The following is a 25,502-nucleotide window of genomic DNA, read 5'->3' as shown; positions in this document are numbered from 1 at the left end:
ATGATACGCGATATAACACTGGGACAGTACTACCCCGGCAATTCAGCCATTCACAGGCTGGATGCCAGGACCAAGATAATCTGGACACTCATATACATAGTGTCCCTGTTTGTCGTGGACTCATTCCAGGGGTTCGCGGTCGCCGGCGGCGTTCTGCTGGGAATCATCCTGATCTCTCGCGTGCCGTTCAGGTTCATTTTCCGGGGGCTTAAGGTGATCTTTTTTATACTGCTATTCACCTTTGTCCTCAACATGTTCATGATCGACGGCAAGGTGATATGGCAGTGGAAGTTCCTGACGATAACCGATGAAGGCTTTTACAGGGCCTGCTTCATGGCGATAAGGCTGGTGCTCCTGGTGATCGGTACGTCCCTGATGACGTTCTGCACCAGGCCGGTGGAGCTGACAGACGGGCTGGAAAAGCTCATGCGTCCACTGAAGGTCTTCGGAATATCCGCCCATGAGATAGCCCTCATGATGACCATTGCCCTGCGGTTCATCCCGACTCTGCTGGATGAGACTGACAAGATAATGAAGGCTCAGCAGGCCAGAGGTGCGGACTTCGAGTCCGGGAACCTGATCCAGAGGGCGAAGGCCCTGATCCCCATCCTGATACCGCTGTTCATCAGCTCCTTCAGGATCGCCCAGGATCTGGCGCTGGCCATGGAGGCCAGGTGCTACCATGGCGGCAAGGGCAGGACCAGGATGAACGAGAGCCGGTTCTCGGCCAGGGACGGAGCGTGCGCAGTACTCATGGTGCTTTTCATGGGTGTGATGATATGGATGAGAATGTATTTCTAGGATCTGTGCGATCGGCAAGCTACGATCGGTCTGATCCCGGATATGTTGATAAGGAGGAGAAGTGAGGCAGCGAAAGGTAAAGAATCTCACTGAGAAATACAAGCGATACGAATACTGCCTGGAGTACCGCCCGGAAGAGCGGAGAGGGCAGTGGTCACAGGTGATGGAAAAGCGGGGCTTTTCCGGTGATGCGGGGCCGTATGTGGAGATAGGATGTGGAAAAGGAGCCTTCATCGCCGCCATGGCTGCGAAGCACAGCGACAGGTTTTTCGTTGCGGTGGAAGGCAACCGGAGCGTGCTTCTCAGGGCTCTCGAAAAGATAGAGAGCAACGGTCTCCGGAACGTTGTGGTTATCCCGTCCTTTGTGGACGATCTCCGGACATGGTTCGCACCGGGAGAGGTGAAGGCTATATACCTGAACTTCAGCGACCCGTGGCAGAAGCCAGGCTACTACCGTCACCGTCTGACATATCGTAAAAAGCTTTTACAATACTTCGATACCATGGGGCCCGACGGGCAGGTGACCTTCAAGACGGACAACAAGGATCTGTTCGAATTTTCGGTCCAGGAGGCCCAGGCCGCGGATCTGGAGATCAAGGGGATCACCCGGGATCTCCACAGCTCTGAATACGCAGAGGACAGTCCCGAGACTGAATACGAGAGAAAGTTTGGAGGACCTGACGGAGTGAATATCAACTGGATGTGCCTTGTGAAAAAGGATGGAGGAGAAACAGGTATGGGTGAGATCAAGAGCATGGCTGCCTATAATGGCAGGACTATCCCGAAGGAGGACAAGATCTTCGGCATCAGCGGCAGGGCAAAGGCTGCGATAGATAAGTACGGAAAAGATGAAGTTATCAATGCCACGATAGGTACACTGCTGGACGACGACGGAGATCTCGTGGTCCTGGATTCTGTGGATCAGGCGATGAAGTCTCTGACACCGGCCCAGTATGCTTCTTATGCGCCGATCGCCGGGATCCCGGCCTTCAAGGAGGCAATAACGAAGGCGGCACTCGGCAACTTCAGGACGAACAGATACGTCGGCGTCGTGGCATCTCCGGGAGGCACGGGTTCACTGAGAAACGCCGTGGCCAACTACACATGCCCGGGAGACAAGATCCTGACACACGACTGGCACTGGACCACATATGACACAATAGCCGCGGAGCAGGGGCGCTCTGTCGAGACCTTTCAGATGTTCAACGACGAGGGAGGATTCGACCTGGAGGATTTTGAATACAAGGTGAAAAAGCTCCTCAGGATCCAGGACAGGCTCCTGATCATTCTCAACACTCCGGCCAACAACCCGACGGGATACAGCCTGTCTCAGGAGGAGTGGCACAAGGTGGTGGAGATCCTCAACGAGTCCGGAGAGGATAAGCTCGTGGCGGTCTGCGCAGACGTGGCATACATCGACTTCGCCGGGGAGACGGACGAGACCAGAGTTTTCCTGCCTGAGCTGGAGAAGCTGAACTCCAACGTACTTCCGCTCCTGGCTTACAGTGCCTCAAAGACCTTTACTTTCTACGGCTGCAGGTGCGCCGTTCTCATGTGCCTTGCGGACAGCCAGGAGGTAAGAGACGAATTCGAGAGGGTCGTGAGCTTCTCCTCCAGAAACAGCTGGTCCAACTCCCCTAGAGGGCCTCAGGAGGTCATCGCGAAGATCTACAGCGATCCGGCATTGCTTGCGAAGGTCGACGAGGAGCGCAAGAATTTCAGGGATATGCTGCTCTCGAGAGGCAGAGCATTTGAGGCAGAGGCCGCGAAAGTGGGCCTGGAGATAGTGCCTTTCAGGGGCGGTTTCTTCACCTCCGTGCCTTGCGATGATCCGGACGCGGTGAGCAGAGCCCTCGAGGAAAAGAAGATCTTCGTGGTACCGTTCGCCAAGGGCGTGCGGGTATCCGTGGCTTCGATCTCAGAAGAGAAGTGCAGGAAGGTGCCGGCAGCGATAAAGGAAGTGCTGGATGCGCTGGGAAAATAGGAACGGAAAAGCCACGCGGAGACAGCGGTACAGGAGGCTTGACGAGCAGTACAAAACGCGTTCCTGAAAATAATGCTGCCCTGACGGTTTTGCCTGAATAGCGCAGACCAGAACAGATCGTTAACATGGGATAAAAAACATGGGTTGCCACATTTGATCAAATGCGACAGCCCATTGTTTTTTTGAAGTGTTCTGGTATATCGATCGGATGTTCATAGGACAAAAGCGTGTCATAAATGTTGGTTAATGGTTGGAATTTCAAGATGTATGGTAGCTGTTTATTACTGAGGAATAGATAATCAGGAAGATACGATTTTAAGGTTGCCCCGGGATCTGAGAACATTGATATCCCGCCGTAGCCGATCAAAAAAACATGAGTTTTTTACGGCGGGATATCCTTTTTTATTGGATCCCGTGGTAGATCACAAGCATGATTACTGTGATCGCTGTTTCTGTATATCTTGTTTTGACGATTTTTATTGCATTTATGGTGAACAGTTTTATGTATTATGCAGGCATCACAGCGCTGACTACCACGGATCACCCCGGGGATTCGGAAACTCCATTTTCCGCCGTAACAGCACGCAGAAAAATCTTGTACACCTCAACGATTTTTTTGATATTTGAGATCTAGTGGTAAGCCATATTAGGTATCACGAATCCCGGGGTAATATCCGACGCTTCTGATATCAATTATCCCACCATGGGGTGATGCTACTATATCTGAAGTGCAGCAAAATTTGGCATTAGCCCGCTTGCCGCAAGAAATCTTAATTTTGCCAAAACAGCTTATTAAGATTATTATAAGATTGTCAAAACCGGGGTTCGGGCCATTGACCAGACTCGACTCCGAAAATACAATAATTCGAGTCATTAAAAGCCGCCTGCAAATAACAGGTGGCTCCAAGCGCGTACGACGTTGCGTCTCGGGTTCCATTCCCTTGCCCGCCTGCTAAACAGCAACCTCCCCCCGGGAGGTCTGGGCATAAAAAAACACCTCCCGGTGGGAGGTGCCTGCCTGGAGCGGGTGAAGGGAAGATCCCGCCGTCAAGGAGCGGTGCCCGCTGCGCGGCGCCTGACGGCGTCCTTGACAGCGGTTTTCCGGGTGTCCCAATGATGGTACACCCGGATACGAACCCTCTCTGACGTTGCGTCTCGGGTTCCATTCCCTTGCCCGCCTGCGAAGCAGCCACCTCCCGGGAGGTCTGGGCATAAAAAAACACCTCCCGGTGGGAGGTGCCTGCCTGGAGCGGGTGAAGGGAAGATCCCGCCGTCAAGGAGCGGTGCCCGCTGCGCGGCGCCTGACGGCGTCCTTGACAGCGGTTTTCCGGGTGTCCCAATGATGGTACACCCGGATACGAACCCTCTCTGACGTTGCGTCTCGGGTTCCATTCCCTTGCCCGCCTGCGAAGCAGCCACCTCCCGGGGCATAAAAAAAGCACCCCCGAAGAGGTGCCTGCCTGGAGCGGGTGAAGGGAATCGAACCCTCGACGCAAGCTTGGGAAGCTCGAATTTTGCCATTAAACTACACCCGCGCGGAAATGCGACAACGTGATTATAACCTAAATGATCACATATCGCAAGGATTTCTGCAGATGATGGAGCAGCCGAAGATGATGCAAAACGAGAAGATGACTAAGGAAGACCGTACTGACGAGCAGTTGCAGGAAGAAAAGATCGAAGATGGATTCATGCTCCCGGAGGATCCGGAGGCCAGAGAAAAGGTCATCCGCATCCTGAACGATCCTGAGGCGATGAAGAAGATCGCCGCTGCGCTCAAGGATCAGCAGAAGGAGTACGAGCTGGAGTTCATCCTGTCCCGGACTGGTCTGGCCGCGATCTCCAGCAAGAGATTGGAGGACAGAAAGCGGCGGATCCAGCTGGCACAGGAGGCAGAAGCCGAGATCGGAGAGGATTTCCAGCTGGGGGATCTTTTTGCCGACTCAGATTACGACGCTGAAGAGGCCGCCATGACCCGGGAGGACCGGGAGGAAGCAGACCGTCTGGCCAGATCCTTCATGAGTCTCATGGGCAGGGTCCCGGAGGGGGATGAAGCTCCCGAGAAAGCGGCGGAGCCTGCCGAACCTGCAGAGGCCGCCGAGACCCCGGAGGAATCGGTAGAGACTACCGAAGAGTCACATGAGCCTGTAGAGCCTGCAGAGGAAACGGCAGAGCCCATTGAAGAGCCTGTGACCATTGGATCACAAGAACTCGCAGAACCTGCGGAGGAATCGGCAGATGTCGTTAAGTCCGCTGTGGGGGCCGAGGAACCCGTCGAGACTCCGGAAGATGGTACTGTATCTGCCGAAGCTATCGAGGTCCGTGAAGCTGAGGCCGAGGAAGCCGAAGAGATCCCTGAAGCTGAGGAAGAGGCTGAGTCTGAGATAGACAGCGAGGCCGAGAGACTGGAAAAAGCAGAGTCCGCCGCGGAGGCCAGCGCCGAAGAGGCGTTCTCCGAAGCCGAAGAAGGCGCTCAGAAGAAGGTATCCCGCTTCCACCGGGTAAAGCATAAGATCATCCACCTTCACAAGAAGAATCTGGTGCTGATGATCATCATCGAAGTTGGGGTGGTCGCCCTTCTCGGACTGGCCATATATCAGGCCGTGCTTGCAAAGGAGCACAGTGACTGGCTGGCTGCCGACGGAAAGAAGACAGCAGCTGCCCTCGTGTCTCCGGAGGCGACCTCGATCGACTCCGCGTACAATCTTCTCACGGTCAGCGTGGATTCAGAGATCGACAAGGCCAGAGTCGAGAACCTCAGGAAGAAGGCTGCGGCAATGGAATTCATCCCTGAGGAGAGGAGTACGGACATTGAAAACTCTGAGACGTATCAGGTCGTCAAGAGCGCATACTACTACAACGGCCCTCACATCAGCAGCAGCCGGGGGGCGGTCACCGGTCCTAACGGACGGGAGACCTATTACAACCTGAATATGTCCGGAGTTGTGAGCATCATGCACAGCGCCGGATACAGCGGCACCTACTGGGTGAGGAGCGACGGCGTGAAGATGTTCGGCAACTACGTCATGGTAGCGGCCAACCTCAGCCTTCACCCGAAGGGGTCAATCGTAAGATCTAGTGTTGGCCTGGCCATGGTCGTGGACACGGGAGGGTTCGCCTCATCCAATCCACAGCAGCTGGACATCGCCACCACCTGGTAGCGAAACGGAGATCGGGGCCGCTGGAAAGAACACAGGAGGATATTAATGCCAGACAAAAGCACAGAACAGCACCATCACATGATAGAGCTCAGGAAGGTATCCAAGTTCTACTCGAATCGTGACACGGTGAGCACGGGCTTTTCCAAGCTCGACCTCGATCTTGACATGGGAGAGTTCGTAGCAATAACGGGAGAGAGCGGCAGCGGAAAATCCACGCTTCTGAATGTCATCTCAGGCCTCGACACCTACGAGGAAGGAGAGATGTTCGTGGGCGGGGAGGATACGAGTGGCTTCCGCCCGGTAGACTACGAGCGCTACCGCAAGCAGTACATCGGAAATATTTTCCAGGACTTCAACCTGGTCAACAGCTACACGGTCTACCAGAACGTTGAGCTGTCCATGCTCCTCTGCGGCATCGACAGGGAGACCTGCCGAAAGAGAGTACCTGAACTCCTGGAGCTCGTGGGACTGACTGAATACACGCGCACCAGAGCCTCCAAGCTTTCCGGCGGCCAGAAGCAGAGGGTCGCCATCGCAAGGGCACTGGCCAAGGACGCGCCGATAATCGTGGCGGACGAGCCTACGGGGAACCTGGACAGCAAGTCGGCAGCAATCGTCATGGAGACTCTCCATCGCATCTCCCGGGAAAAGCTCGTTGTCATTGTGACCCACAATTACGAGCAGGTGGAGCAGTACGTTACCCGCAAGATAACCATGCATGACGGCCGCATCATCGAGGACAGGAAGATCGACAACAGTCATGGAAAAGAGGATCACAGCGCGAAGGCGCCTGTGGCGGAGTTTTCGGGTGCAGATGTATCCGGGACACCTGGTGACATGACTGGCGGCACCCGTCTGATGCTGGGGGTGAGAAATACCTTCAACCTGCCGACCAAGTTCATCCTGCTGCTTCTGGTATATATTTTTGCGGTCGCCGCCGTGCTGGGAGGATATTCATCCACAAAGAGCAGCCTCCACGAGGTCGACATGCTGGGATACAACCAGTATTTCAGCTATGCCTCGCCAAAGAGGATCGTGGTCGCTAAGGAAGACCATTCGCCGATCGATCAGGCTGACCTTGACAAGCTGGCAAAGATCGACGGAGTCAGCAGGGTCGTAACAAATGACATAGGCCTGGACAACAGCATCGGGCTGGAAACAGACCAGTACGACCTTCGTGGAGCGGTCTACAATTTAAGTGATTCGAATCTCAAGGAAAAGGATCTGGACGCAGGTACCCTGCCTCAGTCCGACAACGAGGTCGTGTGCATGATCGACACCGACTTTTCTTATTCGGGCAGCGAGCTGAAGGACGACCCGTCGAAGATCATCGGACAGGAGTACTACTGCTACAGGACGAACTCAGACGACGGCTCGAGGGTGATACCTCAGAAACTGAAGGTGACAGGAGTTATTTTCACCAAGAGCAGTTCTGGTAATTCCAGCTCATCCTACACAAATCAGGAGGTCGGAAAGTCCAGGATCTATGTTAGTGACGCCGTGAGCAGCCAGCTGAACACAAACATGATCGCCCTTTCATCCGATGTCACACTGGACTACAACGGAATGAAGGTGGAGACCAAGGCGGGACAGGGGACCCCTGTGTACGTATCAGACAGCGTTCCTCAGGGCAAGGTCTACATCAGCGAGGACCAGCTCCAGTACTATGGAAGAAACACCGGAGCAGAGCCTCCTTCGGCAGCCGCTGCCGTGGGTAAGCCGCTGAACATCACCGCGAAGAACATGTTTTTCCAGAAGAGCCTGAATCTGACCGTAGGAAAGGTCTACACGGAGAGCACCATCAAATCGGTGCTGGGGCTGAACAAGGAGGACTACCCTACATATACACAGAGCGTTTTCGTGAACAGGGAAGACTACGCTGCTCTGTTCAACAACGGCAACTATCAGGCGAGCCTGATGGTGAAAAACGAGATGGACGCTGACTCTGTGGCTGCGGCTGCAAAGAGTGCCGGATTCAAGACCCTGGTGCTCAAGGATGCGAGAGCAGACTATACCGGCGGCTTCGGATTCGTGCTCAAGCTGCTTTCCATGGGCGGGTTCGTGATAGAGATGTTAGTTCTGTTTTTCATTCTCTTTGCAGTGATAAGACTGATAATGAGGTCGAGAAATTCCTACTACTCGACCCTCAGGATACTGGGAGCCACAAGGGAGGACACGGCCATGATCCTGCGGATCGAGCTGCTCCTCATAATGGTGATAGCCTACGTCCTGGATCTCTTTGGGCTTAAGCTCGTGACCATGGACGTGATCCACTCCAGGGCCATTAAAAACCTGGCGGACTTCCTCAGCACCGGAGACTATGTAGTGCTGTTTGCCGGACTCCTCGTCATGTCACTTCTCATAGCGGCAAGATATTCGAGAAAGCTGTTTAAGAAGAGTGCCATGAGCGTTTACAGAGAGGAGGAGTAGGGATGATAAAGCTATCCAACGTCAACAAGTACTACAACCGGAGGAAGCAGAACGAGATACACGTCATCGATAACACCTCCGTGGAGCTGCCGGACAAGGGCATCGTCACCCTCCTCGGGCCTTCGGGCTGCGGCAAGACCACGCTGTTGAACGCCATAGGCGGTCTGGACAGCGTGAATTCGGGGAACATATACATCGATGACGAGCAGATCACCGGTCGGAGCGCCGGAAAGATCGACAACATACGAAACGCCAAGATAGGCTATATTTTCCAGAACTTCAACCTCATCGACGAGGAGAGCGTGTTCGAGAACGTCGCCATCGCCCTCAGGATGGTCGGAATAAAGGATAAGAAGGTCATCGAGGAGAGGGTAAACTACTGCCTGGACTCCGTGGGCATCTATCCGTTCAGGAACAAAGACGCCGGTGCACTGTCAGGAGGACAGCGTCAGAGGGTGGCCATCGCCAGAGCCATCGTCAAGAACCCGAGGATAATCATCGCCGATGAACCTACGGGAAATCTGGACAGCATGAACACCATCCAGGTCATGAACATCATCAAGGCGATATCCAGGGAGAGGCTTGTCATACTGGTCACCCACGAGAAGGAGATCGCCGAGTTCTATTCGGACCGGATCCTCGAGATGAGTGACGGCAAGATCCTGGCCGACAGGGTGAACGATTCCTCCAGGTATCTGGATTACCAGCTGGAGAACAGGATCTACCTGAAGGATATGCCGTATGCAGGAAAGTTCAAAAAGGACGACACCAAGGTGGTGATGTACAGCGACAGGCCGTGGGAGAGCGGCAAGATCACCATGGTGTTCCGTGGCGGCAACCTGTTCATCGACACGAATGGAAAATATAACGTCATCGACGAGTCCAGCAATATAGAGCTGATCAACGACCACTACTCGGCCATGGACGAGAGCGTGTACGAGGAAAACGCCTTCAAGTACGACAAGTACATGCCGGAGGGCTTCAAGGCGAAGTATACTTCCATATACTCTCCGCTTAACATGCTGGGCAAGGGCTTCAAGACTGTGAAGGGCTTCAAGAGGCTGAAAAAGCTTCTTCTCTTCGGCTTCGTGTTCGCGGCCATGTTCACCTTCGTGGCGGTGAGCAACGTTCTCGGAGTGCTCCAGATAGACGATAACGACTTCATGCAGACCGACAGTCATTATGTCACGGTCTCCAATCCTTCCAGGAACACGGAGCTGATAAACCGCGTGGACCAGATGGACGAGAGCCGGTACGTCCTTCCTGGCGACTCGACCGTGACGCTCGTGGTGCCGCTGAACGACTTTTTCCAGACGGCAAAGGCTTCTGCGGCCCTGACCGCATCCATCGTGAGCGCGGACACCATCGACTCCTCCGACATAAAATACGGAAGGATGCCTGAAAACGACGGTGAGCTCGTGGTGGACAACATGCTGGTGAAGAGATACCTGAAGTCCAAGGCGGGCAAGACCGCAGGGATCACCAACGCGAAACAGTTCCTCAACAGGACGGTGAATATACCGAATGTTGGGGACAGGACCATCGTGGGGATCTCTGACACGGGTTCTCCTGATGCATATGTCCCGGCAGGGCAGATGCTCTATTACATCACCAACCTGCAGAAGGGCCAGGATCAGACCATGGGGAGCGACGACAATTTCGACGGCAGTGTGGCGAGCGCCAATGATGCCGAGAGCCAGTCGGGAGAAGAGGTGGCATCATCTGTTCTGGACTACGACCTCAGGCCTGCGGCTCTGAAGATAAAGCAGGGCAGGGCACCATCGGCGGATTACGAGGCTCTGGTGAACTATTCACATGCTGCAGAGTTCCCGCTGAACAAGACCATAAGCAAGAAGATGAACGGGACGCCTCTCAAGGTGGTAGGATACTACCTTTCAGACACGCCGGATGATAATATCTACGTGACGGGCAATACCATCTACCTGAATTACGTGAGCAAGCAGAAGGTCATGACCGTCTACGCCGACCATCCGCAGGCCCTCGTGAAGGCGCTGGGATCTCAGGGCATAACCGGAAAGGTGAACTACGACAGGGACAAGGCGGAGTTCAAGGACTCTCAGAAAAGCATGACCAGAAACTCCCTGATACTTGCTGGAGTGATCATGGCCATCGCACTGATAGAGATGTATCTCATGCTCAGGTCTTCCTTCCTGTCGAGGATCAAGGAGGTCGGCACCCTCAGGGCCATCGGTCTGAAAAAGCGGGACATCTATTCCATGTTCCTGGGCGAGATCATCGTGATCACCACCATAACAGGAGTGCCGGGGCTGATATTGATCTACTACATAATGAAAAATGTGATCAAGATCACCAGCTTCCTCAGCAGCATCTACATGGTGACTCCGGGAGTTTGCGCCCTGTCATTCGCGCTGATGCTGGTATTCAACATCATCGTGGGACTCATCCCGGTGTGGAGGACGCTGAGCAAGAGGCCGGCGCAGATCCTCAGCAGGACGGATATATAAAAAAAGAAAATTGCGGTTATCGTGAGCTCGGGCGGCCAGTGCTGTCCGGGCTTTTATTTATTTCACAAGTCGGGGAGATAAAATGGTATACTATTACGATAAAACAAAACGCATCCGCAGGCCCTTTGCCGCGCGCCGGGCCGTGACATAATATCGTAAGACAGAACAGGAAACGGGAGAAAGAGGATTGAAGGCCAGAGAGATTCTTGAAAGACTGGAATACAAGGTGGTGAAGGGGGACCTGGACCAGGAGGTCCGGGGGCTCTCCATCGACAGCCGCTCCGTGGAAAAGGGCGACTGTTTTGTGTGCATACGGGGAGTGTATTTCGATGCCCACAGCGTGATAGATCAGATAGCCGAAAAGGAACCATCTGTGATAGTGGTGGACAGCTCATGGACGGAGGCCCACGACCTGTCAGGCATCCGGGGAAACATCGTAGCTGTTCACGACACCAGGAGAGCAAAAGCCCTGATTGCCGGGGCATATTATGGACACCCCGCTGATGAGCTGACGGTCATCGGCGTGACGGGTTCTAAGGGAAAGACCACCACCACTCACATGCTTTATCAGATGCTTGGAAAGGCAGGGAAAAAAGCCGGCCTCATAGGTTCAAACGGCATCTTCTACGACGGACAGTCGGTTGAGGTAGCAAACACCACCCCTGACTCTGAGGTGATCCAGAAGTATTTCAGGAAGATGGCCGATGCCGGTTGTGAGTACGTTATCCTGGAGGTCTCGTCTCAGGCCGTGCTCCTGCACAGGGTAGAGGGTATAAGGTTCCGCCTGGGAGTTTTCATGAACATCGAGACGGGAGACCACATCGGTCCGAACGAGCACAGCTCCTTCGCCGAGTATCTTGACTGCAAAAAACAGCTCCTGCGCCAGAGCCAGGAGGCGGTTGTGAACTTCGACGACGGCCACCTTGAACAGATACTGGAGGGACTCGGTGTTCCTGTGACGGGATTCGGTCACGTGCCTCAGGATCCCGATGACGATACGCACATTCCTGATTACCAGCTGTGCGAAGAGAAAGTGGAATACCGCGACGGATGGCCGGGCATCTCCTTCAAGATGAAAGGAAAGCTGAACGGGAGCTTCTATGTCGACACTCCCGGACTGTTCAGCGCCTCCAATGCTTCTGCGGCGATCGCCTGCGCAGACCGTCTTGGCATCCCGGTAAAGGCACAGCAGGATGCCCTTTCCTCGATACACGTCCCTGGACGCCTGGATATGGTATACCGGTCGGAGGAGCTTTCAGTATGCGTGGACTTCGCCCACAACGGCTTCAGCATGAGGAGCCTGCTCACGGCCTTGAGGGAGTACAGGCCGCGCCGGATCGTAGCAGTGTTCGGCTTCGACGGCCACAGAGATCCAGACCGTGGAGTGGAGATGGGAGAGGCCGCGGGGAAATACGCCGACTTCACCATCGTCACCACCGGACACAATCGTTTTGAGTCTTTCCAGGATGTGGCGGAAAAGGTGATACGGGGCCTCGAGAGCGTGAACGGGAAATACACCGTTATCGAGGACCGCAAGGAGGCCATACGAATGGCCATAATGGACTCCCAGCCCGGAGACCTCATCGCAGTGGCTGGATTCGGCCACGAGCACTACCAGCAGATAAACGGAGTCAACATTCCGTACAACGACGGAGAGTACTGCCTGCAGGTCGTGAAAGAGTGGAAGAGCGAAAAGGATAAACGTTGACAAACAGTTGCATTATTGCGACCGGCTTTGATAGCACTGTACCAAAGTGCTATAATTTTCCCGTTAATGTACAAGACGACCGGAGGACGATATATGAGCGATAACAATACCAACCCAGAGATGAGAAGCAACTTCATCCACGACATCATAGATGAGGAGCTGGCTTCAGGAAAGAGGACGACGGTGGCCACCAGGTTCCCTCCGGAACCGAACGGATACCTGCACATCGGACACGCGAAATCCATCTGCCTGAACTTCGGCACAGCCCTGAAGTACGGCGGCACATGCAACCTCAGATACGATGACACAAACCCGGTCAAAGAGGACACGGAGTACGTGGACGCCATCGAGGAGGACGTGAAGTGGCTCGGATTCCAGTGGGACAAGAGGCTCTGGGCCTCCGACTACTTCGACCAGATGTACGAGGCGGCGCTCGAGCTGATCAGGAAGGGAAAGGCCTTCGTGTGCAACCTCTCCCCTGAAGAGATAAAGGAGTACCGGGGCACGCTGACGGAACCTGGAAAGAACAGCCCATACAGAGACCGGTCCGTGGAGGAGAACCTGAAGCTCTTCCAGGACATGAAGGACGGAAAATACAAGGACGGAGAGGCCGTGCTCAGGGCTAAGATCGACATGGCAAGCCCTAACATTAACATGAGAGATCCAGTCATCTACAGAGTCTCCCACACGCCTCACCACAACACCGGGGACAAGTGGTGCATCTACCCGATGTACGATTTTGCCCACCCTATAGAAGACGCGATAGAAGGAATAACCCACTCCATATGCACGCTGGAGTTCGAGGACCACAGGCCGCTCTACGACTGGGTCCTGAGAGAGGTCGGGTTCTGGCCTAACCCTCCGCGCCAGATAGAGTTCGCCCGCCTGAACATTACCGACATGCTCATGAGCAAGCGCTATCTCAAGAGAATGGTGGACGAAGGTTATGTAGACGGCTGGGACGATCCGCGCATGCCTACCATCGCAGGCATCAGGAGGAGAGGATACACACCGGAGGCCATAAGGAACTTCTGCGAGGAGATCGGAGTCGCCAAGGCAAACTCCACCGTCGACGCAGCTCAGCTGGAGGCCGCCGTCAGAGACGATCTGCAGAACAAGGTTCCTGCCAGGAACGTGGTCACGGATCCGATCAAGGTCATCATCACCAATTACCCTGAGGGCAGGAAGGAGATGGTCACCGTAGAGAACAACCGCAACGTTCCCGAGATGGGAGAGCGTCAGGTGCCGTTCGGCCGCGAGCTGTGGATCGACGGGGACGATTTCATGGAAGTGCCTGTAAAAAAGTACTTCCGTCTCTTCCCGGGAAACGAGGTGCGCTTCAAGGGGGCGTATTTCATCAAGTGTAATGAGGTCGTAAAGAATGACGACGGCACTATAAAAGAACTCCACTGCACCTACGATCCCGAGACCGCCGGTGGAGGGGTCAACGCCAACCGCAAGGTCAAGGGGACCATCCACTTCGTGGAGGCCGATTCTGCCGTAAAGATCAGGATCAGGGAGTACGGACACATGATGAAGACCGACGAGGACGGGAACATGGAGTTCAACGAGGACTCGGTCAGAGAGACGTGGGGCTACGCTGAGCCGTCCGTGGCAGAAGCTCAGCCTGGAGAGAGGTTCCAGTTCTTCAGAAAAGGTTATTACATCGCCGATTCAAAGCTTACCACCGATGATGAGAAGGTGTTCAACAGCATCGTGAGCCTGAAGAGCTCCTGGAAAAAGTAGTTCCGTTCCAGGTACCCTTTCGGGGAAAGTGATCTGAAGGAGGGGCGTCATTAACGATCTTTTCTATACAATAGTCAATTTTGCCAACACACAGCCTGTCTTCGCGAAGGTGATAACCACCACGCTGAGATGGGTATTTGTGGTGCTTGCAGTATACATACTGCTGAAGTGCATACTGTCGCTGCTGTCCACGAGAGCCACACCAGAGGTGTGGGGATATCTCTACGTGGAGGACGGAGTCGGGATCCCGGTGACACACTGGGAGAACGTTGTGGGCAGGTCCAAATCCGTGGACATACGCCTGCAGTCGCCTACGGTATCCAAGAACCACTGCATCCTTGTGCGCCGCAACGACGGCAGGTGGATGATCAAGGATCTTAACTCCAAGAACGGCACTATGGTCAACGGCACGCAGCTCATCCCGAGCAAGAGGTACATCATCAACCCTGGTGACGAGATCAGGATGGGCGGAGTGAAGAGCACTCTTGCCGCCATAAGCGTGGAGGAGTCTAACAACAACGACGAGCTGAGAAAGCTGGACAAGGAACCTATGTCGCCGTGGAAGACCATGGTGGCCATCACGATCTTCCAGATCCTGGCCATACTGCAGCTGATAATCGGCATGGGCACGAAGATCACGCCGATGGCCGTGTTCTCGATGCTCCTGCTGTCTGTGATCATGTGGGTGTACGTAATAGCGTCCAGATCCTTCGGGGCCAGGGGCTTCGAGATGGAGCTCATCGCGTTTTTCATGTCCACGATATCGATGGCCGTGACCGCGTCGTCATCTCCTGACACCACCATCAAGCAGCTGGCCGCCATCGTCATAGGAATAGCACTTTTCCTTTTCATGTGCATATACCTGAGAGACCTGAACAGGACGAAGCAGCTGAGGCCGATACTCATATGGCTCTCGGTGGGACTCCTGCTGTTCAACCTGGTGTTCGGGCAGATAAAATACGGAGCCGCAAACTGGGTGTCCATCGGCGGACTCTCGCTCCAGCCGTCAGAGCTGGTGAAGATAGCCTTCATATGCATCGGGTCCGCAACCATGGAGGAGCTGTTCGACAAGAAGAACCTCATGGTATTCGTGGTGTTCTCCTTCTTCTGCCTGGGGTGCCTGGCTCTGATGGGAGACTTCGGAACGGCGCTGATATTCTTCGTCACGTTCCTGGTGGTGTCGTTCCTCAGGAGCGGAGACTTTTCGAGGCTCATACTGACGTTTGTGGGAGCATTTCTGTTAGGACTTATGGTCCTGCGGTTCAAACCGTACGTAGCGGCCAGGTTCAAGGCCTGGGGCCACGTGTGGGACTACGCTGACGGAGCGGGATTCCAGCAGACGAGGACCATGTCCTTCGGAGCAGGTGGAGGTCTTCTCGGACTGGGAGCCGGAAACGGATCCCTCAAGAACGTCGGCGCGGCGAATACCGACCTGGTGTTCGGAATGGTGATGGAGGAATGGGGATACATAATCGCCGTTCTCCTGGTTCTGTGCATAATCACGCTGTCGCTCTTCGCCGTGAATTCCATTATGGCGGGCAGGTCCACCTTCTATACGATCGGTGCCTGCGGCGCTGCCACGATGTTCATTTTTCAGACGATGCTTAACGTCTTCGGAGCTGTGGATCTGTTCCCTCTCACGGGAGTGACATTTCCGTTCGTCTCCGCAGGAGGCACCAGTATGATAACTTCCTGGGCATTGCTGTCGTATTTCAAGGCGGCGGACATGCGTAAGGATGCCAGCATCGCCATAAGAAAGAAGGTGTAGAATGCAGAAGCTTGAAAACAGGGCGCGAATATGTCTGCTCCTGGCTGCTGTGCTCTTCCTTGGAATAGTGGTATTCACCTGGCGCCTGGTGACCCATGGAGCGGAGTGGGCTACCTTTTACGGAAACACCCAGATCTACACCAACGGAATGATAAACCGGGGCACTGTCTACGACAGGAACGGCGTGATGCTCATGCAGTGTACCACAAACGGAGTGGTGTACCCTGAGAGCAGCACGCTCAGAATGGCCACCGTCCACGCCGTGGGAGACCCTAAGGGGAACATGTCCACGGGCGCCATCAACATGTGGAAGGGCGGCCTCATAGGATACGACTTTCTGAACGGGACCTACGATACGACGAAGGACGGAAAGAAGATAACCCTCAACATCGACTCCAGCGCCAACGTGGCGGCGTACAACGCCCTCGGATCTCACAACGGGGTGGTGGGAGTGTTCAACTACAAGACCGGAGAGATCATGTGCATGGTGAACAAGCCGAGCTTCGATCCACTCGGATCGCTGCCGGCGGATCCTAACTCATCGATCTACTTTAACTCCTTCCTTCAGGGAAAGATGACACCGGGATCCACATTCAAACTGGTGACAAGCGCGGCCGCCATCGACTACGATCCGGAGATAAGCTCCTTTTCCTTCACATGCGACGGAGTGAATTACTATAGAGGTGAGAAGATCGCCTGCACCCACGCCCACGGTACCTCTGACTTTGAGAGGGCGCTGGCTGTGTCCTGCAATGGAGCCTTCGGAGCCATAAGCCGGGAGGTGGGCGCAGAGAATCTCAAGAAGGAGACCGAGGACTGCGGTCTGACCTCTTCCATCAACATCGACGGGATAAAGACGACTCCTGGAACATTCGAATTCCCGACAGACAACGATGTGAAGCTCTCCTGGGCCGGCATCGGGCAGGCTAAGGACCAGGTGAACCCTGCGTCCATGATGGTGTTCGTTGGTTCCATCGCCAACGGCGGCAAGGCGGTACAGCCTTCCATGATCAAGAGCTCGAACATCATTAAAAAGCTGTCCGGCGGTAAGTCACTTGGTAACTATCTTTCAGAGGATACGGCCAGCCAGCTGAAGTCAATGATGAAAAACGACGTCAAGGTGACGTACGGCGAGAGCAATTTCCCGGGACTGGATATCTACGCCAAGTCCGGTACTGCCGAGGTGGGCACCGCCGATAACAACGGATGGTTCGTTGGATTCATCGATGATCCGGATCACCCATATGCCTTTGTCGTCTGGGTAGAAGGCGGAGGCACCGGATATCAGGTCGGAGGACCGATCATCAGAACTGTGCTTAACACGCTGATCCAGAACAACTAGAAATAAAAACTGCTGCAGAGGAAATGATCCCCGCAGCAGTTTTTTTATGACTCGTGCCGTTTCATGTTCTATTGTTGTTACATCCCTCCGAGCCCCTGAATGAGGATCCTCAGCCCCAGAATTATCAGGATGACTCCTCCGGCGAGAGTGGCCTGTTTCTGGAATCTGGCTCCGAAAAAGTGGCCGATGAAGACTCCTGCATATGAGATCAGGAAGGTCGTGACACCGATAATGGTGACAGACTCGCCGAGGTTTACTCCGGAGACGAGGGCAAGGGTGATCCCTACAGCAAGTGCGTCGATGCTGGTGGCCACCGCGAGCAGGAAGAGCTCCCAGTAGTTTGTCGTGTATTCAGGACATTCCTCCGGACCCTCGTCCTTGTCACGCAGGACGTCGACGATGTTTTTACCACCTATGGCTGCAAGGAGTATGAATGCTATCCAGTGGTCGTAGTCCGCGATCAGATCGATGAACTGCTGCCCGAGAAAATATCCTATGGCCGGCATCAGCGCCTGGAAGCCTCCGAAGAACAGGGCGATGATGAAGCCTTCTTTGACGGGCGTCTTCCTGATCTGCAGTCCCTTCGTGATCGAGACGGCAAAGGCGTCCATGGCCAGGCCCACGCCGAGCAATATCAATTCTGCAACTGTCATATGATTATCTCCATATATTAATGATGACTTTTCTTCTGCTGCCGTTATTTCAGGAAAAAATAACGCCCTCAATTCTAGCACAAATATCAGTGGTTCAAAACAGAAAAAAATCAACGATTGCGGATCGGTTTAAAATGCCAGGAAAGTTCATTGATCGCACATTGTATTTTTAGAAATACCACAAAAAATATAAAATTCGTGTTGACAATACACAAGAAAAATTGTTTAATGAGGGTGCCATTTGAATAATACCTGACACGATAGAGGTTGCGGCGATCAAGAGTAGTTTTCGGCCAGAGTCCTGAGGGGGACTGCAGGAAACGAAAGGGAGAGCCGCCGAAGATGACCATATCCCTTCAGTATGGAATTCTGGGCCGCCATATAATATATGGCGAACTGTCACATCAGGACGTGCAGAGCACCGTCTATGTGGAGCGCTATCAATGGTCTGAGGTGATTGCGGAAAACCGTGATTGTTTACTTGCCATGGATACGTTTCAGACGTTATTCATGGCATTTCTTTTTTTCACAGTGCCGGGGTAAGGGTCCCCGGCAAGAACGGAAAAAAGACGACAGTAAACGCTTTTCGGCGATCGATCAGGAGGTAAGAAAATGAGCATTCGATTTAACAGGAGCAGGGTGGTCTTCACCATAGGACTGGCACTGCTCATGGTCGGCGGATTCACGGCATTCACCATGGCCGCTGACAGCAAGCCCACACTTTACGCAACATGGGTGTCCGTGCTTCCGCCGGTGGTGGCCATTGCACTGGCGCTTATCACCAAGGAAGTATACAGTTCCCTTTTCCTGGGTGTTCTCACAGGAGCCGTCGCATATGCCGGTGCGAACTTTTCCGGCATAGTGAACAGGCTGGTGAGAGACGGCATCGTGGCTTCTCTGTCGGATTCCTATAACATGGGCATCCTGGTATTCCTGGTAGTCCTGGGGATGATGGTAGCCATGATGAACCTGTCGGGAGGCTCAAAGGCGTTCGGACAGTGGGCACGCACCAAGATCAAGACAAGACAGGGTGCCGAGGCGGCTACCATTCTCCTGGGCATTCTCATATTCGTGGACGATTACTTTAACTGCCTTACAGTAGGCTCTGTAATGAAGCCTCTCACAGACGAGTACAGGATATCGAGAGCCAAGCTGGCATATCTCATCGACGCCACAGCAGCTCCGGTGTGCATCCTCGCACCTATCTCATCCTGGGCAGCGGCAGTATCCGGATTCGTAAAGGGAGAGAACGGACTGACCGTATTCATTCAGGCCATTCCTTTCAACTTCTACGCCATCCTCACCATCGTGATGATGTTCGCACTGGTCATCATGAACTTCGACTACAGCAAGATGGCCGTGTATGAGAGGAACGCTGTCGAGACCGGCGATCTGTTCACCGTCAGAGATGAAAATGCAATAAACGCTGAGAAGGCAGAGAAGGTCTCCGGAACTCACGGAAAGGTCATCGACCTGGTGTTCCCGGTGATCGTGCTGATCATCTGCTGTGTTATCGCAATGATCTACACCGGCGGATTCTTCGGCGGAACGAGCTTCGTACACGCATTTGCAAACTGCGACGCAGCCGCTTCTCTGTCCATGGGCAGCATGGTCGCACTTCTGATCTCCGTTATATTCTACACAGTAAGGGGGACGATCTCCTTCAGAGACTGCATGGGATGCATCCCTGAGGGCTTCAAGTCCATGGTATCCCCTATACTGGTGCTGACGCTGGCGTGGTCCCTGAAGGTCATGACCGACGGACTGGGACTGGCAGCATTCATCAGCAACCTGGTAAGCGGTGGCATCCTGGTATCCCTGTTCCCGGCCCTCATCTTCCTGATCGCCTGCGGACTGGGCATAGCCTCCGGAACATCCTGGGGCACATTCGGCATCCTGATCCCGATCGCCCTGGCCATAACAGAGGCATATCCTGACATGACCATCATCGTTATCTCAGCCTGCCTGGCAGGCGGTGTCTGCGGAGACCACTGCTCACCGATCTCTGATACAACGATCATGTCTTCAGCCGGAGCTGGGTGCAACCACATCAGCCACGTAGAGACTCAGATGCCATACGCAATGACAGTGATGTGCGTATCCGCGGTCACATATCTCGTGGCAGGATTCACGAGAAGCGCTCTCATATCTCTGCCGGTAGGCATCATTCTGTTGATCGGAACGCTCTTCGTGATCAAGAGAAGAACACAGACAGCTTACCTCGTGGACAAGAGCACGATGGAAGCAGAGAACGCACAGGCGTAACAGAAACAAGACAGCAACCAATAACCAAAACCCTGTGAAAAAGGCCTCCCGCACATCGCGAGAGGCCTTTTTCCTAATATTCCGGGCATGTCGTCAGCCCGCGTGTAATCGGTGTCACCGGGAACGTTTCTCATTGACACATTTCCTTCGACACATTCACGTTACGCTTCTATCACCACCGGCGTACGCACCTCCAGCATGCTGTACAGCCGCGCGGCATAGGAGACCGGCATGTTGATACATCCGTGGGATCCGCTGTATCTGTAGATGCTCCCGCCGAAGGCGCCTCTCCACGGAGCGTCGTGGAACCCGATCTGCCCGCCGATAAAAGGCATCCAGTATGTCACAGGGCTCTCGTAGTCCTCGCCCTTAAGGGTGATGTTCATGCACTTCCAGTTGACCATGAACACCCCAACCGGTGTGCTGTGGCCCTCCGCCACGTTCCCGGTGACCACAGGGCAGGAAAGTGCCACCTTTCCATCCTTGAAATAGGTCAGGTACTGGTCGCCTATTGATACGTATACGTAGGTGGTATTCAGCCCGTATCCCGGTTTAAGGACGTGGACCTTTGCCTTTGCGTGGGTGGCATTCCCGGAAATATCGGTCGCCGTGGCCGTCACCGTATACGTTCCGGGATGGGCTTCGTTGACCTGGCTGTGATCCACATCCAGCTTCATGCCAGGTGAATTGTCCTCTGCCGCGAACATGGACATATAGTCAGGACTGTTGCTGAAGCGCGCCAGCGTGCTCTTCGACATCCCGGCTATTATGGTCATGTCGTTTGCCTTTGTAAAAACAGGAGGCTTGCTGTCCGTGACTTTTACGTTGTAAGTCCGGTAGTGCTGCCCCTTGTAGCTGATGGTGAGCTTGTATTCACCAGGGGCGTCGTGATCGCTGCCGGGTTCCTTTACACCGTTGTATTCGATGGCCGTGTTCCTTCTGACGTATTCCCTGTCTTCCTTGCTCAGGCCGGACAGATCCGCGTACTCATCCACGTCGGTGGACACAGGAGTTCCGTATTCCACGCTCAGATCTGTATACGCGTATTTCGCCTTGAGCTTCAGGGCAGGGCTGCAGGACGTGCAGGCCGCCATCATCATCGCAGCAGCTGTTCCGATCACGGTCAGCTTCAGCAGCCTGCGTTTCATAGTTCTCTTCCGGTCGGTCATGTTTTTCCTTTCAGTTCCCGTGTACGTTCAAATTCAGGTCGCACCTGAGGTCAGATGATTATATAATACATTATATGTATTGGAAAGCTGAATAAGAGGTGATGAAGATGGACGGAAGAGAAACAGAGGGTATTGAGGTCATCGATGACAAAAAAATGAAAAAGATCCTTCAGTCCAGGAAACCGGGTGAGCGGCTGGATCTCAGGGAGCGCTACATCAAGGATGCCGACCTGTCGGGATATGACCTTCGCAATATCGATTTTGCCGGTTCTACTCTTGAAAAAGTGGATCTCACAGGTGCGGACATGGACGGGGACAACGTCCACAAGGTGTGGTTCAAGGATTGTCCGATGCATGCGGTAAAACTGACCAACTGTGATGCCACAGAGGCCACTTTCAGATGGATCGACCTGACCGACGGAGACATTTCAGGTACGAACATCTTCTGCTCACTGCTTGAATATGCGAAACTGGACGGGCTCAAATACGATGACCGGACGCAGTACTACAAGCTGCGGTGTCCGGAGACCGGACCTTTTATAGGCTGGAAGTGCTGCACCGAGTGGCGCGTTGTGCAGCTGCTCATACCGGCCGACGCCAAGAGGGTCTCGGCCACCGCAAACACCTGCCGCTGCAGCAAGGCGAAGGTCCTTTCCATAAAGAGCATCGATGAGACCGTGTCCTACACCTGGGCACAGTCGACGGTGGACTCGGATTTTTACTACGAAGTGGGCAAATGGGCGATCCCGAGCGGCTTCCAGGAGGACCGGTGGATGGATTCTTCCCCGGGGATACACTTTTTCATGGAGAGACAGGAGTGCGTGGATTACCAGACCAGGTGAATCGCCGCAGGTGCTCCGAATTATACATACACTGCTGTTAACCCAATAATATAAATATGATATAATCAAACAAGCTCGGGGACTCTGGCCTGCAGGACGGTGCTTTCTGTGCCTCTGGTCCTGTCTCCGAAATCCTCAAATTATCATGGTAAAAGGAGAATGACAACATGGCTTTCAAAAACTTCGAAGAAATGGCAGCTGCTGTAAAGGCTCATCCAGTAACAAAGAGGCTGGTACTGTGCTGCGCACACGATCCTCACTCACTGGAGGCTGTAAACGCAGCAGTTAAGGATGGCATGATCAAGGCCGTTCTCGTTGGAAAAGAAGACGAGATCAAGAAGCTCATCGCAGAGGGCGGATACGACGCCATCGCCGATGCTAAGATCTACAACGAGGAGGACGACGTAGAGGCAGCAAAGAAGGCTGTAAGCCTGATCAGAGAGGGAGAGGGAGACTTCCTCATGAAGGGCCGCATGCAGACAGCCGACCTGCTGAAGCAGGTGGTAAACAAGGAGACAGGACTGAACATGGGCAAGACTATGTCCCACGTTGGTCTCTTCGAGGTACCTACATACCATAAGGTAGCAGTCCTCACGGACGGTGGAATGCTCCTTCACCCTACACTGGAGCAGAAGGTAGACGTGATCGACAACGCTGTAGACACACTGAGAGCAATGGGCTATGACCAGCCTAAGGTAGCCTGCCTCTGCGCTGCTGAGAAGCTGAACAAAAAGGCTCCTGAGTCCGTTGACGCTGCCGAGCTCAAGGCGATGAACGAGAGAGGCGAGATCAAGAACTGCATCGTTGAGGGACCTATCTCCTTCGACATCGCTCTGAACAAGGAAATCGCCGACTTCAAGGGCTTTGAGTCCCCTGTAGCAGGAGATGCAGACGTGCTGCTCGTACCTAACATGGCGTGCGGAAACATGGTAGGAAAGGCATGGACCGTGACAGGAAACGGCAGGATGGCAGGCATCATCGTTGGAGCAAAGGCTCCTGTCGTTCTGGTATCCAGAGGCGCGGGCGCTGACGAGAAGTACTATTCCATCGCATTCGCTGCAGCAGCGACAATGTAAAAACCTTTTTTCCTGGAAAAAAGAACTTTCGTCCCGCGAAGGGAGCGGGATGCAGCCGGGCCATCGCGCCCGGCATTTTTCGTGGAACGGGTCGTGAGGTGTGTGGAAAGTCCCGGCACCGTGATATAATGCAGGGCAGGGCCGAGAGAGACTCGAATTCGCAACAGAGGAAATAACAAAATGAGCACAGATAATTTCGACAAATATAAAGAAGACATCGTCTGGAGCTACAGCACGCGGCACGGCGGGGTGAGCAGCGGAAAGTACGCATCCATGAACCTCAGCTTTTCCACGGGAGATGACCCGGAAAAGGTGAGAGAGAACTACAGGCTCTGGGGTGAAGCACTGGGGGTGGACACAAGCCAGATGGTGCTGCTGAAGCAGACGCACACGGCAAATGTACTAGCGGTGGATCACAGCTTCTGTGGAGAGGGATTATACAGACCGGCCCGCAGCGATTTTGACGGCATGGTTACCGATGAAAAGGGCGTGGCTCTCGTGACCTCTCACGCCGATTGCACGCCTGTTTACATCTACGATCCAGTGTCGCATGCCATAGCCATGGTACACGCCGGCTGGAAGGGCACTGTTGGAGAGATCCCCGCACACGCAATAGAACTGATGAAGGAAAAGTACGGATCAAGGCCGGAGGACATAATCGCCATGATCGGCCCATGCATCTCCCAGAAGCGCTTCCAATGCGACAGAGATGTTGTGGATCGCGTGGATCAGATGAGCATCGATGGCAGTGACCAGTATTATTTCGATGAAGCTGAAGGGAAGTTTCACGTGTCCCTGGCAGGGTTGAACCGCAAGGTCCTGGTGAGCGCCGGCATACCTGTGGAGAACATCGACATGAACGACGCCTGCACATACGACAACGATGAGCTCTACTTTTCCCACCGGAGAATGGGAAAGGAAAGAGGGGGCCAGGCGGCACTTCTCATGATGAAGTGATCGGTCAAGTTGAAAGGAAAATCGGCTGATGGTATCATTACACCAGTTTTTTCGCAAAACTGTGTTAACAGAAAGGAATGATCAATGAGAACATTGATGATATTCGCCAGCATCGCCACGGTAGGTGCAGGCACGTTTTGCATAGCCAACTCCACAGTACCGTTCACCGGAGCGGCCTTCGTGGTGGGGATAGTACTCCTTTTCCTGGGGGCCTGCGAGCTGGTGGTGGACAGGCTCTATGCGATCCGGCACAACAGCAACGAGCTGGACGTGGAGGGATTCACGTATGTGGTCCTTGGTATCGTGATCCTCACGGGAATGCTGACAGAAGACGTGGCAGTGAGCGGAGTGTTCGCTCTCTGGTCTGTAGTAGAGGGGCTGAGGACCATGTCCGGAAACAGGTTCAACCTCAGAGACAACTCCAGGGCAGAAAACGCCACGCAGCTCCTCGGAGTGGTCACCACCGCATTCGGTATATACATGTTCTTCAATATCGCACTGCTCAACTATCCTGTCCTCATGATGGTGGGCATCGTCGTATTCCTGATCGGTATGAACCGGTTCATATTTGCGATAAACATCCAGTACAACAAGCCGGAGTTCCTCACGGGGTCTCACGAGCGTCTGGAGGAGGCGAAGGCCGAGGAAAAAAGGGCTATGGCCAAGGCAAAGGAAGCGATCAGAGAGACCAATGTGGCGAGGAGAAAGATAGCCCGCCTCACGAAGGAAGCAGAAAAGGCAAAAGAACTCACTGTAGACGATAGTGAAAGGCGGAGATCCCGCAGGACACGTCAGTAGATCCGACAGAGGGAAAACAGTCATGTATCTGTCCTGTTTTTGTTGCAAACCAACACGTCGTTAATAAATACATTATTCTTTTTGACGAATTGAAAAAAATCCTTGCAGAGAAGTTAACGATGTGTTAAATTATTGAAGTCGCCTTGAGCGGCACTTATGCGGAGCCGAGCGAAAGCTCAGAAAGAAATAAAAAAAGTTCTTGACAAGCCTGGTTCAGCGCCGTATAATAAACAAGCTGTCGCACGAAAGCGGCGCAGCACCTTGAAAACTAAATAGTACAAAGAATACCAGTCAAAGGAACTTGTAGCAATACGAT

The 25,502-nt window shown here is 53.8% G+C and carries 16 protein-coding genes, 1 tRNA gene and 1 riboswitch; of the genes, 14 read left to right on the top strand and 3 right to left on the bottom strand.

Annotated features, from left to right (window positions below; all coding sequences use genetic code 11):
- Together BQ7382_RS06240 and trmB are read left to right on the top strand one after the other, a co-directional pair.
- Nucleotides 1-801, top strand: coding sequence for an energy-coupling factor transporter transmembrane component T family protein (locus tag BQ7382_RS06240; RefSeq protein WP_077391265.1), 801 nt, complete (start codon nt 1-3; stop codon nt 799-801).
- Nucleotides 802-862: 61 nt separating this feature from the next.
- Complete coding sequence (trmB, locus tag BQ7382_RS06235) at nt 863-2,785, top strand: tRNA (guanosine(46)-N7)-methyltransferase TrmB (RefSeq protein ID WP_077391264.1); 1,923 nt, start codon at nt 863-865, stop codon at nt 2,783-2,785.
- Nucleotides 2,786-4,246: 1,461 nt separating this feature from the next.
- Here the strand turns inward: trmB and BQ7382_RS06230 are convergent.
- Nucleotides 4,247-4,320: transfer RNA gene (locus BQ7382_RS06230), tRNA-Gly, on the bottom strand.
- Nucleotides 4,321-4,398: 78 nt separating this feature from the next.
- Here BQ7382_RS06230 and BQ7382_RS06225 point away from each other — a divergent pair.
- The 7 genes from BQ7382_RS06225 to BQ7382_RS06195 all read left to right on the top strand — a co-directional run bounded on the left by BQ7382_RS06225 (nt 4,399) and on the right by BQ7382_RS06195 (nt 17,426).
- Nucleotides 4,399-5,946: a hypothetical protein gene (locus BQ7382_RS06225; RefSeq protein ID WP_144082100.1), complete on the top strand. Its 1,548-nt coding sequence runs from the start codon at nt 4,399-4,401 to the stop codon at nt 5,944-5,946.
- A 45-nt stretch (nt 5,947-5,991) separates the two neighbouring features.
- A complete protein-coding gene (locus BQ7382_RS06220; protein ID WP_077391262.1) occupies nt 5,992-8,376 on the top strand; it encodes an ABC transporter ATP-binding protein/permease in 2,385 nt (794 codons plus the stop codon).
- A 2-nt stretch (nt 8,377-8,378) separates the two neighbouring features.
- Nucleotides 8,379-10,862: an ABC transporter ATP-binding protein/permease gene (locus tag BQ7382_RS06215; RefSeq protein ID WP_077391261.1), complete on the top strand. Its 2,484-nt coding sequence runs from the start codon at nt 8,379-8,381 to the stop codon at nt 10,860-10,862.
- Between the two features lie 187 nt (nt 10,863-11,049).
- Nucleotides 11,050-12,570, top strand: a complete 1,521-nt coding sequence (locus tag BQ7382_RS06210; RefSeq protein WP_077391260.1) for a UDP-N-acetylmuramoyl-L-alanyl-D-glutamate--2,6-diaminopimelate ligase — start codon at nt 11,050-11,052, stop codon at nt 12,568-12,570.
- 93 nt (nt 12,571-12,663) lie between these two features.
- Complete coding sequence (locus tag BQ7382_RS06205) at nt 12,664-14,316, top strand: glutamine--tRNA ligase/YqeY domain fusion protein (protein ID WP_077391259.1); 1,653 nt, start codon at nt 12,664-12,666, stop codon at nt 14,314-14,316.
- 109 nt (nt 14,317-14,425) lie between these two features.
- Nucleotides 14,426-16,084: an FtsW/RodA/SpoVE family cell cycle protein gene (locus BQ7382_RS06200; protein WP_235847969.1), complete on the top strand. Its 1,659-nt coding sequence runs from the start codon at nt 14,426-14,428 to the stop codon at nt 16,082-16,084.
- 1 nt (nt 16,085) lies between these two features.
- A complete protein-coding gene (locus BQ7382_RS06195) occupies nt 16,086-17,426 on the top strand; it encodes a penicillin-binding transpeptidase domain-containing protein (protein WP_077391257.1) in 1,341 nt (446 codons plus the stop codon).
- 77 nt (nt 17,427-17,503) lie between these two features.
- Here the strand turns inward: BQ7382_RS06195 and BQ7382_RS06190 are convergent, their stop codons facing one another.
- On the bottom strand, nt 17,504-18,079 hold the full coding sequence (locus BQ7382_RS06190; RefSeq protein WP_077391256.1) for a manganese efflux pump MntP: 576 nt from the start codon (nt 18,077-18,079) through the stop codon (nt 17,504-17,506).
- Nucleotides 18,080-18,332: 253 nt separating this feature from the next.
- A riboswitch (Lysine riboswitch) is annotated at nt 18,333-18,527 on the top strand.
- Between the two features lie 164 nt (nt 18,528-18,691).
- On the opposite strand from BQ7382_RS06190, the gene BQ7382_RS06180 reads away from it, so the two are divergent.
- Nucleotides 18,692-20,344, top strand: coding sequence for a Na+/H+ antiporter NhaC family protein (locus BQ7382_RS06180; RefSeq protein ID WP_077391254.1), 1,653 nt, complete (start codon nt 18,692-18,694; stop codon nt 20,342-20,344).
- A 161-nt stretch (nt 20,345-20,505) separates the two neighbouring features.
- Here the strand turns inward: BQ7382_RS06180 and BQ7382_RS06175 are convergent, their stop codons facing one another.
- Nucleotides 20,506-21,492: a L,D-transpeptidase family protein gene (locus tag BQ7382_RS06175; RefSeq protein WP_159437245.1), complete on the bottom strand. Its 987-nt coding sequence runs from the start codon at nt 21,490-21,492 to the stop codon at nt 20,506-20,508.
- Nucleotides 21,493-21,620: 128 nt separating this feature from the next.
- Here BQ7382_RS06175 and BQ7382_RS06170 point away from each other — a divergent pair, with 128 nt between their 5' ends.
- The 4 genes from BQ7382_RS06170 (at nt 21,621) to BQ7382_RS06155 (ending at nt 25,186) form a co-directional block, all read left to right on the top strand.
- Nucleotides 21,621-22,355 (top strand): pentapeptide repeat-containing protein, encoded by a 735-nt coding sequence (locus BQ7382_RS06170; protein WP_159437244.1) that lies wholly within the window; start codon nt 21,621-21,623, stop codon nt 22,353-22,355.
- A gap of 167 nt (nt 22,356-22,522) precedes the next feature.
- On the top strand, nt 22,523-23,431 hold the full coding sequence (locus BQ7382_RS06165; protein WP_077391251.1) for a phosphate acyltransferase: 909 nt from the start codon (nt 22,523-22,525) through the stop codon (nt 23,429-23,431).
- A gap of 180 nt (nt 23,432-23,611) precedes the next feature.
- Nucleotides 23,612-24,388 (top strand): peptidoglycan editing factor PgeF, encoded by a 777-nt coding sequence (gene pgeF, locus BQ7382_RS06160; RefSeq protein ID WP_077391250.1) that lies wholly within the window; start codon nt 23,612-23,614, stop codon nt 24,386-24,388.
- Nucleotides 24,389-24,472: 84 nt separating this feature from the next.
- Nucleotides 24,473-25,186 (top strand): DUF308 domain-containing protein, encoded by a 714-nt coding sequence (locus BQ7382_RS06155; RefSeq protein WP_077391249.1) that lies wholly within the window; start codon nt 24,473-24,475, stop codon nt 25,184-25,186.
- Nucleotides 25,187-25,502 lie beyond the last annotated feature (316 nt).

Source organism: Mobilibacterium timonense (assembly GCF_900155555.1).
GTDB classification, from domain to species: Bacteria; Bacillota; Clostridia; order Peptostreptococcales; family Anaerovoracaceae; genus Allobaileyella; species Allobaileyella timonense.
The sequence above is the reverse complement of the archived record's forward strand: the minus strand, read 5'-3'. Positions and strand labels throughout refer to the sequence as shown.

Excerpts from the sequence above, each read along its gene's own strand:
- BQ7382_RS06240 (WP_077391265.1), top strand. The coding sequence starts at position 1 with ATGATACGCGATATAACACTGGGACAGTACTACCCCGGCAATTCAGCC.
- BQ7382_RS06225 (WP_144082100.1), top strand. The coding sequence starts at position 4,399 with ATGATGCAAAACGAGAAGATGACTAAGGAAGACCGTACTGACGAGCAG.
- BQ7382_RS06220 (WP_077391262.1), top strand. The coding sequence starts at position 5,992 with ATGCCAGACAAAAGCACAGAACAGCACCATCACATGATAGAGCTCAGG.
- BQ7382_RS06215 (WP_077391261.1), top strand. The coding sequence starts at position 8,379 with ATGATAAAGCTATCCAACGTCAACAAGTACTACAACCGGAGGAAGCAG.
- BQ7382_RS06205 (WP_077391259.1), top strand. The coding sequence starts at position 12,664 with ATGAGCGATAACAATACCAACCCAGAGATGAGAAGCAACTTCATCCAC.
- BQ7382_RS06195 (WP_077391257.1), top strand. The coding sequence starts at position 16,086 with ATGCAGAAGCTTGAAAACAGGGCGCGAATATGTCTGCTCCTGGCTGCT.
- BQ7382_RS06190 (WP_077391256.1), bottom strand. The coding sequence starts at position 18,079 with ATGACAGTTGCAGAATTGATATTGCTCGGCGTGGGCCTGGCCATGGAC.
- BQ7382_RS06180 (WP_077391254.1), top strand. The coding sequence starts at position 18,692 with ATGAGCATTCGATTTAACAGGAGCAGGGTGGTCTTCACCATAGGACTG.
- BQ7382_RS06175 (WP_159437245.1), bottom strand. The coding sequence starts at position 21,492 with ATGAAACGCAGGCTGCTGAAGCTGACCGTGATCGGAACAGCTGCTGCG.
- BQ7382_RS06170 (WP_159437244.1), top strand. The coding sequence starts at position 21,621 with ATGGACGGAAGAGAAACAGAGGGTATTGAGGTCATCGATGACAAAAAA.
- BQ7382_RS06165 (WP_077391251.1), top strand. The coding sequence starts at position 22,523 with ATGGCTTTCAAAAACTTCGAAGAAATGGCAGCTGCTGTAAAGGCTCAT.
- pgeF (WP_077391250.1), top strand. The coding sequence starts at position 23,612 with ATGAGCACAGATAATTTCGACAAATATAAAGAAGACATCGTCTGGAGC.
- BQ7382_RS06155 (WP_077391249.1), top strand. The coding sequence starts at position 24,473 with ATGAGAACATTGATGATATTCGCCAGCATCGCCACGGTAGGTGCAGGC.